The 15,549-nt window shown below is 39.4% G+C and carries 14 protein-coding genes, 1 tRNA gene and 1 pseudogene; 6 read left to right on the plus strand and 10 right to left on the minus strand.

Annotated features, from left to right (window positions below):
• Positions 1-138: 138 nt before the first annotated feature.
• The 6 genes and pseudogenes from NZ848_RS17935 to NZ848_RS17960 all read right to left on the minus strand — a co-directional run bounded on the left by NZ848_RS17935 (position 139) and on the right by NZ848_RS17960 (position 4,583).
• Complete coding sequence (locus NZ848_RS17935) at positions 139-402, minus strand: response regulator transcription factor (protein ID WP_259016682.1); 264 nt, start codon at positions 400-402, stop codon at positions 139-141.
• Between the two features lie 426 nt (positions 403-828).
• Positions 829-1,203, minus strand: a complete 375-nt coding sequence (locus tag NZ848_RS17940; RefSeq protein ID WP_259016684.1) for a LytR/AlgR family response regulator transcription factor — start codon at positions 1,201-1,203, stop codon at positions 829-831.
• A 108-nt stretch (positions 1,204-1,311) separates the two neighbouring features.
• Complete coding sequence (locus tag NZ848_RS17945; RefSeq protein ID WP_259016685.1) at positions 1,312-1,956, minus strand: methyltransferase family protein; 645 nt, start codon at positions 1,954-1,956, stop codon at positions 1,312-1,314.
• A gap of 39 nt (positions 1,957-1,995) precedes the next feature.
• The gene (locus NZ848_RS17950; RefSeq protein ID WP_259016686.1) at positions 1,996-2,634 is read right to left on the minus strand and encodes a hypothetical protein; all 639 of its coding nucleotides are present in this window, start codon (positions 2,632-2,634) and stop codon (positions 1,996-1,998) included.
• Between the two features lie 89 nt (positions 2,635-2,723).
• Positions 2,724-3,557 (minus strand): annotated as a pseudogene (locus NZ848_RS17955) (IS982 family transposase).
• A gap of 675 nt (positions 3,558-4,232) precedes the next feature.
• Positions 4,233-4,583, minus strand: a complete 351-nt coding sequence (locus tag NZ848_RS17960; protein WP_259016687.1) for a caspase family protein — start codon at positions 4,581-4,583, stop codon at positions 4,233-4,235.
• An 878-nt stretch (positions 4,584-5,461) separates the two neighbouring features.
• Between NZ848_RS17960 and NZ848_RS17965 the strand changes: the two genes are divergently transcribed.
• Both NZ848_RS17965 and NZ848_RS17970 read left to right on the plus strand, forming a co-directional pair.
• Entirely contained in the window at positions 5,462-7,366 is a 1,905-nt protein-coding gene (locus tag NZ848_RS17965; RefSeq protein WP_259016688.1) for an asparagine synthase-related protein, read from the plus strand.
• Between the two features lie 213 nt (positions 7,367-7,579).
• Positions 7,580-8,551, plus strand: a complete 972-nt coding sequence (locus NZ848_RS17970; RefSeq protein WP_259016690.1) for a sulfotransferase — start codon at positions 7,580-7,582, stop codon at positions 8,549-8,551.
• Between the two features lie 20 nt (positions 8,552-8,571).
• On the opposite strand, the gene NZ848_RS17975 is transcribed toward NZ848_RS17970, so the two are convergent.
• From NZ848_RS17975 to NZ848_RS17985, 3 genes are all read right to left on the minus strand, one after another.
• Positions 8,572-9,582: a cupin domain-containing protein gene (locus NZ848_RS17975; RefSeq protein WP_259016691.1), complete on the minus strand. Its 1,011-nt coding sequence runs from the start codon at positions 9,580-9,582 to the stop codon at positions 8,572-8,574.
• 5 nt (positions 9,583-9,587) lie between these two features.
• Positions 9,588-10,511: a hypothetical protein gene (locus tag NZ848_RS17980; RefSeq protein WP_259016692.1), complete on the minus strand. Its 924-nt coding sequence runs from the start codon at positions 10,509-10,511 to the stop codon at positions 9,588-9,590.
• 434 nt (positions 10,512-10,945) lie between these two features.
• On the minus strand, positions 10,946-11,302 hold the full coding sequence (locus NZ848_RS17985) for a hypothetical protein (RefSeq protein ID WP_259016693.1): 357 nt from the start codon (positions 11,300-11,302) through the stop codon (positions 10,946-10,948).
• 178 nt (positions 11,303-11,480) lie between these two features.
• Here NZ848_RS17985 and NZ848_RS17990 point away from each other — a divergent pair, with 178 nt between their 5' ends.
• On the plus strand, positions 11,481-11,759 hold the full coding sequence (locus tag NZ848_RS17990) for a PqqD family protein (protein WP_253526549.1): 279 nt from the start codon (positions 11,481-11,483) through the stop codon (positions 11,757-11,759).
• Positions 11,760-12,437: 678 nt separating this feature from the next.
• Here NZ848_RS17990 and NZ848_RS17995 read toward each other — a convergent pair.
• A tRNA-Asp gene (locus NZ848_RS17995) sits at positions 12,438-12,511 on the minus strand.
• A gap of 102 nt (positions 12,512-12,613) precedes the next feature.
• Here NZ848_RS17995 and NZ848_RS18000 point away from each other — a divergent pair.
• The 3 genes from NZ848_RS18000 to NZ848_RS18010 are packed head-to-tail and all read left to right on the plus strand — an operon-like array spanning position 12,614 to position 15,529.
• Positions 12,614-13,135 (plus strand): DinB family protein, encoded by a 522-nt coding sequence (locus NZ848_RS18000; RefSeq protein WP_259016695.1) that lies wholly within the window; start codon positions 12,614-12,616, stop codon positions 13,133-13,135.
• 10 nt (positions 13,136-13,145) lie between these two features.
• Positions 13,146-14,432: a M20/M25/M40 family metallo-hydrolase gene (locus tag NZ848_RS18005; RefSeq protein WP_259016696.1), complete on the plus strand. Its 1,287-nt coding sequence runs from the start codon at positions 13,146-13,148 to the stop codon at positions 14,430-14,432.
• Complete coding sequence (locus NZ848_RS18010; RefSeq protein WP_259016697.1) at positions 14,429-15,529, plus strand: Nif3-like dinuclear metal center hexameric protein; 1,101 nt, start codon at positions 14,429-14,431, stop codon at positions 15,527-15,529. The genes NZ848_RS18005 and NZ848_RS18010 overlap by 4 nt, the downstream gene beginning before the upstream one ends.
• Positions 15,530-15,549 lie beyond the last annotated feature (20 nt).

Consider the following 15,549-nt stretch of genomic DNA (forward strand, 5'->3'; position numbering starts at 1 on the left):
CCCAGGGTCTTTACTTGATTAAGGCAGCTTAGTTATCAACATAATCACAGCTTACTAACAAAAAGAAAAAGAACCAAAAAGAAAAAGTGTTGAAAACGAGAATAACTCTTTGAGTTATTTCCCACTTTCAACACAGATTTACAACAATAAATTATTTATTCTCAACTTAACTTTACCACTTCGTGGTACAACCATTGGGGAGTAGCATACACTGCCCACTATTGGCATATTTAAATCAAGCAATAACACATCCGGATGATGGATTTCAATATTCCAAAGTGTATCTTTACAGGTGTGGCAAACACTCACTACTTCAAACTCTTCGTGAGTGTTTAGTGTGTTTTCAAGAGATTGTGCAAGTAATCGATGGTCATCAGCAATCGCAATTCTTATTTTCATCATTTCAGATTGATTCTTATAGGTATTAAAAGGTTTTTAAATCAAAAATTACAATAGCTAATTTATTTGTTCCGATACACAAACGATAAGAATTACCTCTCTAATTAGATTGGCTATCAGGTTTTACGCGTTCATCAATACTTTTCAAGCTTGAATTAAACTTGAATAATAAAATTGTTACTTAGGAGGCAACCTTTGCCCATAAAGAGCAAAGCACCAATAATAGCATCCCAAAAATATTAACTGTCTGCCGCCCCATGAACTCATTATTCCGCTGAATATTAAGCATATACCAACTAAAGTGGTAACATCGACCAGAAAAAAAATGTTATAATAGTTGGTGTGTACATATTTTCAATCTTGACGCAGATAAGGTTTAAAGGATAAAAAATTATAGAAAAAAATAAGATTATGCTTTCGATGGTAAGGCTATTTCGATTCCGGAGCCGGATAGTCAGCATTGATGACCCTTTTTTTGGTCAGCGCTTTAACACTTGCATTCTTTTTTAGAAATTTTTTAAAGGCACTCGTTTTCCGTCTGGAAATAGTAAGAATTGAATTGTCTGTCATTTCAATTAAATACCTGGTCTTTCTGTCAGACATATAGTTTACATTGACCAGATATGACTTATGAATACGACAAAAAGGATAAGACTGAAGCTTTTCTTCAATCTTTTTCAAAGGCACGCAAATTATTTCTGTCCGGTTTTTATAATAAATAATTGTATAATTTATGCATGCTACAAAATACATCATCTCATTAGGCAGAATGCTTGTCTTAACATTGAGATTTATCTGGGTCATAGCTACAGTAGTTTTGGGTAATAAATAAGTTGAAACAAAGTACCTCTATAGCCAAAAAAGAACCAACCCCCATTAATAAGGGGTATTGGTTCTTTTTTTAATAATAATTCAAAAAATGTAAGGTATAAGTGCCCATGTTCTTTTCATATAAGCGCGGTATTCATCCCCGAAATGAGCTATGAGTAATTTTTCTTCCAGCTTAATTCTGTATAGATATACAGCCAATAAGAGAAACACGCTAACGGTGAGGCTCAACCATGATTCGAACAAGACAGACGTACCAAGCATGGTAATAATGGCGCCTGTATAAGATGGATGCCGAACATACTGATACAACCCTGTCTGGATTAGTTTCCAGTCCTTATCCACCCTGACTTCGTTTGTAAAAAATTTCTTTAGCTGGTGCATGGCCTTGAGGCGTAAATACAAACCACAAAAAAGCATAAACGAGCCCAGGTAAGTCCATATAGTAGTTGGTAAGCACAACCATGTCTGTCCTTGCGTTTTCCACTCAAGCAACGGCATTGCCTGAGTTATCATTCCGACAAACACAATCAGGATGGTAGAATATCCATCAGTAGCAGAGTGCTTGCTGATATTTTTCAGATTTAACTCTTTTTGCTCAATCAATAACCAAAGACTACATATTGTTGGAATAATCAACTTTATATCCGACATAAAAGATGGTTTATCAAGCAAAGGGCAATAGAGCATCAGCCCTGCAATCAATACAGAGGTAAGAATTTTTTTCATTTTTTTATTTAAGAAAAGTTTTAGGAGAAGCCCGCTCTGTTAAAGAGCAGGCTTATTGATTTCTATTGTGATTTTACCATCATCAATCAGGTACTGGAATTTTTCAAGCGCTTTGAACGAATCGGCCATAGTAGCTGTAATGAAGTTTACATTGTTAGGGTAATTACCCATACCTTCTCTGATTGACGATTCCATACGGAGAGGCTCGGTAGCAATAATCTCAACCGGAATGCCCAAGTTCAGAATATTCTGCAGTAGATTGTTATGAACAGAAGCCACCCATCTTGTAATACCCTTCAACTGACTATACGCCTTCACTGCCAGCAAAAGAGAGATGTAGATGTAAGCATCATTGTTTTTGTGCTCGGGTTTATCACTCTTTACCAGTCGCCCCATTTCTAATGTGGTTGCCAAATCAACGTATGAAGGAGTTTTGAAACCAAAGTAAAAATTAGACGGAAATATCTTCTTCTCATTAGGGCGCGTAAGCGTAATCGTACCAATTATTTCATCTGTTTCATCACAATAGGCATTGAAAACAATCTTCTCAAATGGAGGTGACAGTCGGCTAACTGCCTTGTAATCAAACTTATGATACTTCTTGAAAATATATTCAACCAGTTTGTTGGATGATACGTAATCTAACTGTTCTAAGATTTGCCTGGTAAGTACACTCATGATATTTTTCGTTTTGTTCAAGCAATAGTTCCCCTATCCCATGAAAAAGGGCTCTATCGCATTATTGAGTAAATGAACCCGTAGTGCATTTAGGTAATTGAAATTTTAATGTTGTTCAATTTTCTGTTAGCAAGATGATTTAGATACTGAATTACTGTTAAAGCAGTGATTTTAGTCAACAATCTGGTTTTATATCCTTGAAACGATTTTGAGTAATTTCTTCTAATCATAAACTGGTCACAAAGTTGAGAAAATAGTGTTTCTATTCTTTTGCGCGCTTTCTTAAAAGAAAAAACTGAGGTTTGTAATCTTTCTGGTTATTTTTCATTGGAACCTGCAATCGAATATTGTTACTGTTGAATAAATCTAACTGATAATCAACACTTAAGTAGGCTTTATCTCCAATAATAGTACAATTTTCATAATTGTTTTTGATGTCTTTCAAAAAATGGATGTCATGCACAGAAGCTTTGGTTAAATCAAAACTTTTAAAAACACCGCCAATACTACAAACAGCATGCAACTTATAGCCTAATAACTTAAACCTTGAGAGGCACAGTAGCCTTTATCCGGAGCGCTCTCAAAGGTTTCTTTGCAAATGACTGACCTGGGGCTTCTGCTTAGGTTGCACACCTCTAATGGCATGGAATCTACTATTAAATACTCTTCATAGGGAACCAGTATAGAAGCAAGTTTACTTCTGAGTATTTCTATAAAACCAAAAAGCCTTCTCTTTCTACGATTATAAACTGTCCTCTCTATTTTGTCTGACAAATTATCAGGAAGTATCCTAAATAGCTGATGCTCAGAGTCAATGCAGCCGTTAATGCTAAAGAAATTAACTCGATATCTGACAATTTGGGAACTCTAATCTGATTTAAAAAATTACTTTTACTAGCTATAACTCTTAAAACATTCAAAATTTGTTCCTAACTTTCACCGAAGTTGTTCATAGTATTTAATCGATTGGTAGTCAATTAAATATACGACATTTATGTCAATATGAACAGCTTTTTTTATCCCTCTCCAAATGCACTACGGGTTTAATTATTCTTTTTATACAACTGTTTTTTTGATAATTCTAAGTTCTAGAAAATGGAAATTGAAAGCAAAGAAAAGTTATTTATCGGCATCTTTATATTTAAGGCATTATTACTTCGTACAATTTAATTTGCCTTTGTTTTAATTCTTTCCAGCGCTTTTCTCCTATTCTCAAGTACTCCTTCTTCGGTTCTACTCTAAGAAATTTTCAATTTAATAAACTAGCCGCAATGCCAGTTGTGCCGGCGAAGGGACTTGAGTTGATAGGGTAAGTAGTTATTTTAGATTCTTTTTTTTAGAGGGAGCTAGGTTATTGAAGATTCATTGCTTGAGCTACTTGTGAGTGTAATAATAGAAGGAGGCGTCTGGCTTATAATTCTCTGTATTCTCCCGTAATCGATTGCGCCGGTTTTCTGCCCATTCTGGCGTGCAGCACCACTTTGGCAGGCATCAATTAAAATAATGCGCTTGCAGTCCAGGTCTTTAATATTATCAATCGCATCGTTCTGATAGCTAATAAGGGAATACCGGCTTATGGAAGCATTGGCATCACTTGTTTACAGATAAAAATCATCAGAATCATTGAGGCTATTAATTCCATACCCAGAAAAGAAGAGAATCAAAACGTCGTTTCGCCGCAAGCCCTGAAATTTGATTTTCTCAATAGTAGTAGCAATTTTTGCTTTCGTAGTGTTTTCCGGACAAACCAGAAGCTCACCTCTAACGGTCTGGAATAAACTGGCAAACTGTCCGTTGAAAATATTATAAATGCTCTCGGCATCTTTTTGGGTATAGTTCAGATCAGAACTTACACCTACACTCACTATGTAGAGATGTGGTTTTTCTTCACTAAGAAGATTAACTTCCAGTTTTTCACTAATCTTCCTGACTTGGCCAGGTATTGACAACTCTATTTCAATGAAATTTTTGTCCTCGGGTAAATAAATCTGTTGAGAAACGAGGCAGTCGCGCTCTTTTTTCTGATTTCTCTTACACCTAAGTTTTTTTTACCTTCTTTCGTATCCACACCATTAACCAGAATCCTGAGGTGGTTTTTGACATCCTCCTCTTTCTGCGTTGTTTTTATAAGAAACTCAAGTTTCAACGATTCATTGTTAGTAAAAATAACACCATCGTTATACTTAATAGGGTTAGGATTTAACCATGTGACCTCGAGCTGATTAACGTTCTGAGAAAAGACAAAACATGAATTGAATACTAATAAGAATGAGAAAAGTGTTCGCATAGTCGGATTTAGGCTTTTAGTCGCATTTCACGAACTAAATTATGCCTTAATCTGACGATACGAAACCCCTACAAATAGGAGTTAACATGAAAATGGAGTACTCTCCTTAAACTGGCTAGCTATTGAAATTTGTACGTTAGTATTAATTAACTCAAGTTGTCAGCCATAAAAATAGTGTTATCCTTAGCAAGGCGGTACTTTAAAAATCACGACAAATCAAGAGATACAATGCTAAAATACGACACTGTTGCCATATACATTATTATAGATAACATTTGCAATGGCCAGCTTACCAAGAAGATGGTCAACATCTAGTAAATGATGCGATGCTTCCGACAACCGCACTAATTAGTGGATGGTATTCTGGTGCTAACTGGGTGGATAGGGCTTTCCAAAAAACCAAGTACTGCCAAAGATTATTTGCCTGAAAATACTTTTTAGATACCCCTATTTCAGTATTGACGGCAGAAAAAAAAGGTAATGGACACCATTTAATTAATACTGGTAATTGTGTATATTTGGGCTATACCGGATGTACCCATGAGCTCAATATTTGGCATTATAAGTAAACATAGATTCGTCGAGCAACAGAAGTTACAAAATATGCAGGCCAGGCTGGATCATTGGACGGCCGATGCGTCAGGGTTCTGGCAAAGTAACCGGGTTGGTCTCGGACATCTGATGCTTCACAACACGCCGGAATCACTTCATGAACATCTTCCGCTTTACAGCAAGGATACAGGATTGGCTATAACTGCAGATTGTCGCATAGATAACCGCGAAGAACTGATAATAAAGCTTAACCTACCCCAGCATCCAAAGGATCAACCTGCTCCGGATAGTACACTCATACTGGCAGCTTATGAAAAATATGGCGAAAACTGTGTAGACCATCTGATTGGCGATTTTGCATTTGCTATTTGGGATGAAAAAGCAGAAAAGTTATTCGTGGCGCGGGATCATATGGGTATCCGACCGCTTTATTATTATGAAGATGATGATTTATTCGCCTTTTCCTCTGAAATTAAAGGATTACTCGCAATTGGTATTAACGAAGAAATCAACGAACTCTACCTTAAATATTTACTAGCTGGTCTTCACACCCGGGAAAAAACCTGCTATACATTTGTACAGAGGCTATGTGCATCGCATTGCCTGAGCCTGGAAAAAGGCAAAATAACTACCAGAAAATACTGGGAACTTGATACAACTAAAGAAACCATATTTAAAGACCCTGAACAATATCCAAAAAGGTTTTACGAATTGCTTGAGCAGGCTGTAAAATGCAGGACCAGATCGGCATTTCCGGTTGGTTTTGAGGTGAGTGGTGGTATGGACTCAACATCAATTGCCTGTATCGCGGCTAAACAACTCCATCTTGCCGGAAAAAGTACAATAGGGGTATCATTCCAAAGGCCGCCCGATCTTGAGTTTCCGGAATTAACTAACAAAGAGTCTTTCTATGTTGAGGAAGTAAGAAAATATGCGCCCCTTGATTATCTTGAAGTGTATATTGACGGAGATTATACGAGAGATTCGATTAATGAAATCAAGGTCAATTTGGAAAGGAATGACGGCCCCTGCTCTCATCTTGATATCGGATTCCTCCATATGAAGCAGTTAAGTCAGAAACACGGGGTACGCAATATATTATCAGGTTATTTGGGCGATCATATGGCTACCTGGTGGACTAAGCATCCCTTTTACCTGGAATATTTGTCTAAGTTTAAGTTAATCCGTTATTTCAGGGAAGCCTGGAAAATGAAGCAGGTAAATTTTGCTACAAAACTCCTGTTGCGCGTAATACTTCAGAAGCTTTTTCCGGCATTTGTTTTATCGCTAGTGAGAAAAAAAAGAAATAACGACATTAAAAACTCCCCAACGAACCTGTTGCTGCCCCAATATTTCGATGAACTTGCCGCTGATATTGAGGATGATTTTTATAGATTGCCTAGCACTTTCAGAGAAATTCAGGTAAATGAAGCTACGAATGACTATTCATCGCAAAGAATGGAGGGAGAGATCCGATCTACAAAAGAGATGAAAATGGAAATTGCGTATCCAATGGCCGATATAAGGCTTATAGAGTACGTACTAAGTGTCCCGGTTGAATATAAAGTAACTGCAACAAATCGCCGAAAACTCTTTAGAGAGGCCATGGCTTACAAAATACCGGCATCTATTCTTAATAATCATCTTAAAATGGCGATTCCGGTAGGGAATACGACACGAAAATGGATGAAGCGGGCAGAAAGTATGCGAAGCTGGCTGAACGAATTGCCTGACCTAAATAATATCCTTCCCTACCTTAACAAAGACCTTTTTCTGGATGCCTATAAAGAAACCAGTATTGATGAACTGGAAAAAAGAATTTTATCTATGAAACTTCCGACTAAGCGAGTGGCGGAAAGCATAATTATTTGGAAATTAAAAAAAACTATGTAAATTTATTAAAAAATTAGTACTAAATAAATATACATAATATGCAAGTAGATCCTAAAGAAAATCCTGATTCAGAAAAACCTGATTCAAAAAAGCTGTGGGTAGATCCCTCACTAACGATTATTCCTAGACAGGCTGTTCAAAGTGGCCCTACCCGTGGAGCAGAAGATACTGATATATCACCATCCTGATTTTGGTGTTTAGTTTCTTCACTGTATGATTCCATACCACATTTCATTTAATACTATCGAAGGTGAAGTATTTTGGGTCGACATTGGCTTATCAAAATTTGATAAGCCATTTTTTGACCATGTGATTGAGGATCATATCAGCATTTTAGAGGCAGGTCATAACACCTTAACTACCTCTGCTGAGACGCTTTTAAATTCAGCCTTACTACTCCCTGCTGTTACGCCATCTGGGTTTGTTTTTCATGTATCACGCTGCGGCTCCACGCTTCTTTCAAATGCTTTGCAGCAAATTAAAGGAGCCACTGTTATATCCGAAGCCGGAATTTTAAACACATTATTTCAATCGTACTTACTTTCCAATTCTTTGGCAGATACGCAGTTTCCCAAGGACAAGGTTAAGCAGTTTATACAATCGGTAATCACCCTTCTGGGGCATTCACAAAGTGAATGCGATCGATTATTCATCAAATTCAGCAGTTGGAATATACTGTTCTTACCACTTATCCGGGAAATATGGCCGGATGTTCCCATAGCTTTTGCTTTTCGTGACCCTTTCCAGGTAGTGGAGTCGTTAATCCGTGCCAAACCGGGTTGGTCCAATTTGTTCCTAAATCCAGAACTTGTTTCGGCTATGCTTCGCATCAACAAAAAAGAGGTAGCCACCTGGGCCTACATAGATTTTATTGTCAACATACTATCAGGAATTTACAATGCCGGACAGGCTTTGGAACATAATGCGCTATTCATCCACTACAGCGAAGACAAAGTGCAACATATTAAGCAACTATTTGATCATTTCAATGTTAGCGCTGAAGAAAACGAATGGGCGGCTATACGTTCCGGATGTAATATTTATTCAAAAGACCCAAATCGGTCTTCTCATTACTTACAAAACGTAATGGTGAACGGTTTTGTGCTCAATGAACGTGTAATGTCACTTATAAAAACCAAACTTTGGGAAGATTACATGAAGCTGAAGTCATTCGTTTCTGTCTAACCTTAAACGTGCTCAAATGTTCAGGCTATTGACACAATTTCTAATATTCCGTGCTTAATCAGCAACCTGATGCCTTGTACTAATGCCGGATCGTTAAACTTGCCAGGCAGTTCGCGTATCATAATTTCCTCTGTTGTTAAAAGTTTGAGCAATAAGTCCTTTTGAGACAATGGGAAAGTTAATTTTGTGTCATAAAATTCTATTGTCACAAAGTCTTTGTGTTCAGTCAATGTAGGAGGTGGCTTCATACTACACCGCAGGCGGCTGTCTGGCGTAAGTTGCCTGTGATGTAATACATCGAAGAGGCGTCCCCTTGGTTCCACAAAGTTCTTGTTCTGTAATTCGGCATCATGCAGTGAAAGTCCGATGCTGAGATGCAGCGAAGGTTCATCAACCGAGATCGCCTCGTGAATGAATCCACAGGGGAGGTAAAGCGTGTCACCCTGCTTTAAAGTAAATTCATGGCTCGGGGCGGTAGGTGTCCATTTGGCTCTATCAAACGGCTCATTAGGGCTGGCAACGGGCATATCATATAATTTCCAGACTTTTGAACCATATACCTGTATCACAATTATTTCGTGCATGTCGTAATGCGGCCTGAATGCCTTAGATGCTGATGGCGTTAAATAACCGTTGATATTCAACTTTGCCTGGAACTGTTGGGCCAAATTTTGAGACAGCGCATACAGTGATGGAAAAGAAAGGTTCATTTGTTGTCCTACTACGGTGGAGCCATCGGCTAATAAACCAAATACTTTCCTGGTATTAATATTCTCAAGCGTCCTGTTACCAAAATTACTTTGATTTACATAGAAGCTTGTGGGCAATTCCATGCCATCTTTCACAACTCTTATACTTGGATAAATCAGATCCTTTCGCTCCAGGTAATCAGCCATGCTTTTAATGGACAGCAATTCTTTAAAAAAATCAGGTTGGTCTCGCTGGATAAGAAGCGGTTGGCGTTTAAAGAAATCGGCATAGAAAGCTTTGGTTGTGACAGGAGCAATAAGCTGCTCGAAATTTTGCTGCATATAGTTCATTTACTGTTCAACCTAGGTAAATAATGCATAACCTTTTCAACGAGCTGGGCAACAGTATTATCTGAACTTTTTCTAGATATCTCGTATACCGGAACCTTGGCAATAAGTGCCGAAATAGTTAAAAAATGCTGGCCGCCCATACCCATTGCATTGATCTGACCGGTCCGATAGGTTTGTGATTGAATTCTCATAAAGCTTGTCATTGGAGGCAGTGATTGAATGCTAACTTCTTCATTCCCGTTTTCAGCAGGGTTTAGCAGAAAAATTTTCAACACGGGCATTAAATCTGTCTGATAATTGGTGTGAATAAATTTCGAATACTTATTTACACCTGGTCTAATTTCCATGTCGGAGTCTGGCTTTCTAAGACCCAGCTTTTCAAAACTATCTTCCCAAAGCTTCATCATTGGGTATGTCGGTGATACTTTTACTTCATCAATTGCATTTTCGCACTTTAGTATACACACATCATCCGAAAAGATTTGGTATCTTCTTGCCTGGAGTGAGGCAGCTATTGTTGACTTGCCCGCGCCAGAATGTCCGCAAAACAAAACAACACCACCTTTGACACACACAGCTGATGCATGCAGCATTATTTCATTCCGTTGGTGAAGTATCGCGGCCATAGCATTACTAAGCAAAAACAGTCGTACACTCTTTTCGTCAGATTCTTTGGAGGGGCTTACCACAATTGATTTTCCCGACGACACATAATAACGAGCCACGGGAAGCCAAAGCAAGTATTGATCAGGTGATATTGAGCAATTGCTTTTATGTACCACTTTGTCACCTGCGATAGCCGATGGAGTTTCACCATAACTGATCTTTAAATCAGGTTCATCCACGAATTCGCGCGGAAGCAATTCGGGAAATTCCAACTCCGATTCAATATGAAGGCCGTAGCCCCAATAACGATACATATTAATTTTAATTTCGTCTAAAGTAAGTATTCGTTTTCTATTTAACAACTTCCATAAATGGGAATTGACCCATCCAATTATCCAATCAAGAACAGAACTGTTTTTCTGCGAAGGCTGGAATTAAACAATAAATAAACGGTGTCACGATTGAATATGGCAGAAACTCAATAAGGCTCTTCTTTACAGCAGAGAGCCTTAAATTGTTGGTTATCAAACTCATAGTTTATATTTATTGTCAGTTCTAATCGAAAATCTGTTAGATTTGATGTTGGGTCAATTACCCCCTTATACTATGAGTAAATATAAACACTTTCTCGTAAGTAACCAATAGTAAAATAAAGTAAACTTACTTATCTATACGACATTGAATAGCCTGTATGAAAATGGCATATAAATTTTGGGGGCAATAATTTTGTACGTTCTTCCAATAATCCTCATCGGGAGCGTCGAATACAACGCTTAGCGTTTTTTTCTGAACGCCCGATAACATAAGTTACTTCCGCAACTTTTTTGTTATGGCGCCCAAAAAGTGGTCGTGGGCGTTCCTTATGGTTATTTTCGAATGCAAGTGGCTCGTAACGCTCATAAAGGCTACTGTACATAAAATCAAAATTGCTGTGATCGATAAATAACAATCCGGACACATTTAATTTAGCATCTAGGAAGATGAGCCTTCCAATTACCTTTTCGAAGATCACGCTTACCGCCATTGGCGATACCAATAGCAAACTTTTATTGACCCGAATATCTGCCCTGAATCTATCACTTAAAAGAAGTATAAGGTCGTTCATTATAGAGACAAATAAATTAAACGCTTTACTTTTCCTTTTTCCTATACGAAAATATGCAAGATTATGGGCAAAAGCATTCTTATCTAAGACCAGAGATATAATTCAAAAAATTATTTATTGCAAGTGATTATACTATCTTTTGATTATACTATCTTTAAAGATTAAAATTCAAGGAATAATGATCACTCCTCAATCTCTGATCATACGGAATGACCAGCAGTTCCTGACAAGCGAACTTAGTAACGAACTCCTTATGATGAACCTGGATACTGGCAATTATATACTTCTAAATGAAGTAAGTGCCGATGTCTGGAAATTGCTCGAACAACCCCTACGTGCTGAAAGCATTGTTGATAAACTGGTAGACATTTATACCATTTCAAAAGAGGATTGCTTGCAGAAAACATTTCTTTTCTTGAAGGAAATGGCAGATAATGAACTGGTGTCTGTCCGGTAATATGCTTAAAAATACCTTTAGGAAAACCGTAGGTTTTCTTGAATCCCTTTTTCATTAAAGCTGCTGTTTATTGAAGCATTCGTGACCTCCGGGAGAGTGAAACTTACGCTTATATTTTTCGAGCCAGGCAGGTTGGCAGGGGGGCGCGAACTTTGAAACTCCTGCAGATACTGACCAAGCAACTTTGGAACTCAGAAAGCAGGCGGATTTCGTACTTGGTCTTGGTAATAGTTATGCCCCCTGGCCTGCAGAATGTTATACCCGTGCGCTTACAGGTAAACTGCTTCTTAAAAGAAGAACGATTGATTCTACTCTATAGATTGGGTTAAAAAAGATGATAGCGGTAATTACAAGGGGAATGCTTGGTTGCGCTCCCGAGATACTTATACTACCTGATATTACCAGGCTCAGGAATTGAGCATAAATTATATATTCAGTTAATGCTTACTTAATCTGAAGTAGCTTACCAGATTGTGGAAAATCACACAAGGGTTGGGTCTCAAATTATCTTTGAAATGGTCAACAGAAAGCGGGATTAGGGGCTGAATCGAAAGGTAATGTCCAACAGAGTATTAATAAATTACACAATTACGGGCACTAACCAGCTGTTAAGATTGATCTATATCTACCCCCGAAATTGCAGAAAACAAAAAAAGCACTCATTTCTGAGTGCTTTTGCGGTCCGGACGGGACTCGAACCCGCGACCCCCTGCGTGACAGGCAGGTATTCTAACCAACTGAACTACCGGACCTTCTTCTCCTTAACGCTTCGTGATTTTTATTTTCTCTCATCGTTTGGGACTGCAAAGGTAGGAACATTATATTTGCGTGTCAATACCTGAATCAAAAAAAATATGAAAATTTTTAAACCCACTCCGCAAGAGTATAACGCCCTTTCGTATCAACACAGTTATATTCAGCAAGTTACATCTGACGATGCCCTGAAACAAATGTCAGAAAATATTTCAATTGTGGATAACTTCTATCAATCATTACCTTCAGAAAAACACTTTTACCGATACGACACCGGTAAATGGACGCCCATTGAGATACTCGGCCATCTGATTGATACAGAAAGAATACTGGCCTACCGTGCCTTGTGTATTGCCAGAGGCGAAAAACAGTCGCTGCCGGGTTTTAATGAGGCTCAATATATGGCAGGCACCAACTTTAACAAAAAAAGTCTCAGAAGTTTACGCTTACAATATAAAGCGCAGAGAAAATCTACTATATTGCTTTTCAAATCGTTCAGCAATGATGAGTTGCATCGGGTTGGTTTGGCCAATAACCAGCCTACTTCTACAAGAGCGCTGGCCTGGTTGATTCCGGGGCATGAGTTGCACCATCTAAAAATCCTGAACGAACGCTATCTGTAATTTTATTAAGATGAATAAAGCTTTAATCTTTTTGCTTCTATTACCGGGTTTTAATGGGCTGGCGCAAAAAATCAGTCCGGTCGAAAAAAAAGTGGCAGAACATATAACCGCGCACATTGCCCAAACCGAGCAATTGCTTGAAAAAGTGGTGAATATCAATAGTGGCACCCTGAACCTCGAAGGTGTAAAACAGGTCGGACAGCTATTCCGTCAGGAATTTGAGGCTCTGGGTTTCACCACAGAGTGGGTTGCACTGCCAGATTCCCTCAATCGTGCCGGTCATCTGGTGGCGTACCGGAAAGGCAAAAAAGGTAAAAAATTATTTCTGATTGGCCATCTAGACACCGTTTTCGAGAAATCAATGCCTTTTACACCCTTTACCCGGCTGAACGAAACATTTGCTACCGGGCAGGGGGTAAATGATATGAAAGGAGGCGATGTAATGATTATTGCCGCTCTGAAAGCCCTGCATGCCCAGAACTTACTCGACGACACCAGCATAACTATTTACTTTACCGGCGACGAAGAGAGTTCGGGCAAACCCACCAGCATCAGCCGCAAAGATTTTATTGAGCGTGCCCGCCAGTCAGACATTGCTCTGGCTTACGAAACCGCTCAGAGTTTCAGCATTGCTGCCACTGCACGCCGGGGTGCAAGTGGTTGGGAATTAACTACCACGGGTAAAACTGGTCATTCGTCAGGTATATTCAATGCCGGTATGGGTTACGGAGCCATTTATGAAGCTGCCCGTATTTTAGACCGCTTCAGAGAAACCCTGAGCGCCGAAAAATACCTGACCTTTAATCCGGGCGTAATTTCAGGTGGAACCGAGGTAAGTTATAACCAGGCTACTGCCAAAGGTGAGGCCGTGGGCAAAACAAACATCATTGCCCAAAAGGTAATAGTAACCGGCGATTTACGCTTTATCAGCGAAGCACAGAAAGAAAAAGCCCGTAATAAAATGCGTGAGATTGTGGCCCAGAACCTGAACGGAACAACTGCAGAAATAAAGTTTTCAGACGGTATTCCGGCCATGGAACCAACACAGGCCAATGCTGACTTGCTGAAAGTGCTGAATCAGGTGAGCCATGATTTGGGTCTGGGCGAAGTAAAAGCCGGAGACCCGGGTTCTCGCGGTGCCGGAGATATTTCTTATATTGCGCAGTATGTACCTTGTCTCGACGGCCTTGGCGCATCCGGACAGGGAGCGCACGCGCCCGGAGAAACCATCAATCTGAAGGAGTTTCCGGCACTTACACAACGTGCGGCTTTATTAATTTACCGACTTACCCGATGAGAATAAAAGACATAACTAACTATATTGAAAGACTTGCTCCCCTGCCCTATCAGGAGTCTTATGACAACGCAGGGCTTATTGTGGGTAGTCCTGACGAAAATGTAACAGGTATACTGGTAACGCTCGATTCGACCGAAGATGTGGTGGAAGAGGCCATTCAGCGCGGTTGCAACCTTATTGTGGCGCACCACCCCATTGTTTTTAAGGGTATCAAGCGGCTGAACGGCAAAAATTACATAGAACGCACCGTTATAAAAGCCATCAAGAACGACATCGCCATTTATGCCACCCATACCAACCTTGACAACGTGGTTGATGGCGTCAGTTTTAAAATTGCGCAGAAACTGAGCCTGCAAAGGGTTAAAATTCTGGCGCCCAAAACCGACTTACTGATGAAACTGGTGGTTTTTATACCAGTAGAACACACAGGAGACCTGTTGGATGCACTTTATGCCGCCGGGGCGGGCGAAATTGGCAACTACAGCCAATGCAGTTTCAGGGTTGAAGGCAAAGGCACATTTAAACCCGGGGCAGCGGCTGATCCGGTAATCGGGCAGTCGGGCGGGCCAATGGAAGAAGTTGAAGAAAACCGGGTAGAAGTTATTTTTCCGGCATATCTCAAAAACCAGATACTGGCCGCCATGCGCAAAGGGCATGTGTATGAAGAGATTGCCTACTACCTTACCCAGCTGGATAACCGCCATCAGGAAGTGGGCTCGGGTGCAGTTGGTTATCTGCCTGCGCCGATGGCACCAACAGATTTTCTGGCCTATCTGAAACAAAATATGCAGGTTTCAGTTATCAGACATACAGGTTTGCTGAATAAACCTATAAGCAAAGTTGCCTTGTGCGGCGGTGCGGGTAGCTTTTTGTTGGGCGACGCCATCAGAGCCGGTGCCGACATATTCATAACTGCTGATTATAAGTATCATGAGTTTTTTGATGCCGAAAATCGCATCATCATTGCAGATATTGGCCATTATGAAAGCGAGCAATTTACAAAAGAATTGTTGAAAGATTATATTTGCAAAAAATTCACTAACTTTGCAGTCCATTTGTCGGAAACACCAACAAATCCTGTTCAATATTATTATTAATCAGATGATTGCAGGGGTGG

It is taken from the genome of Emticicia fluvialis, assembly GCF_024793945.1.
In the GTDB taxonomy this organism is placed as follows: domain Bacteria; phylum Bacteroidota; class Bacteroidia; order Cytophagales; family Spirosomataceae; genus Emticicia; species Emticicia fluvialis.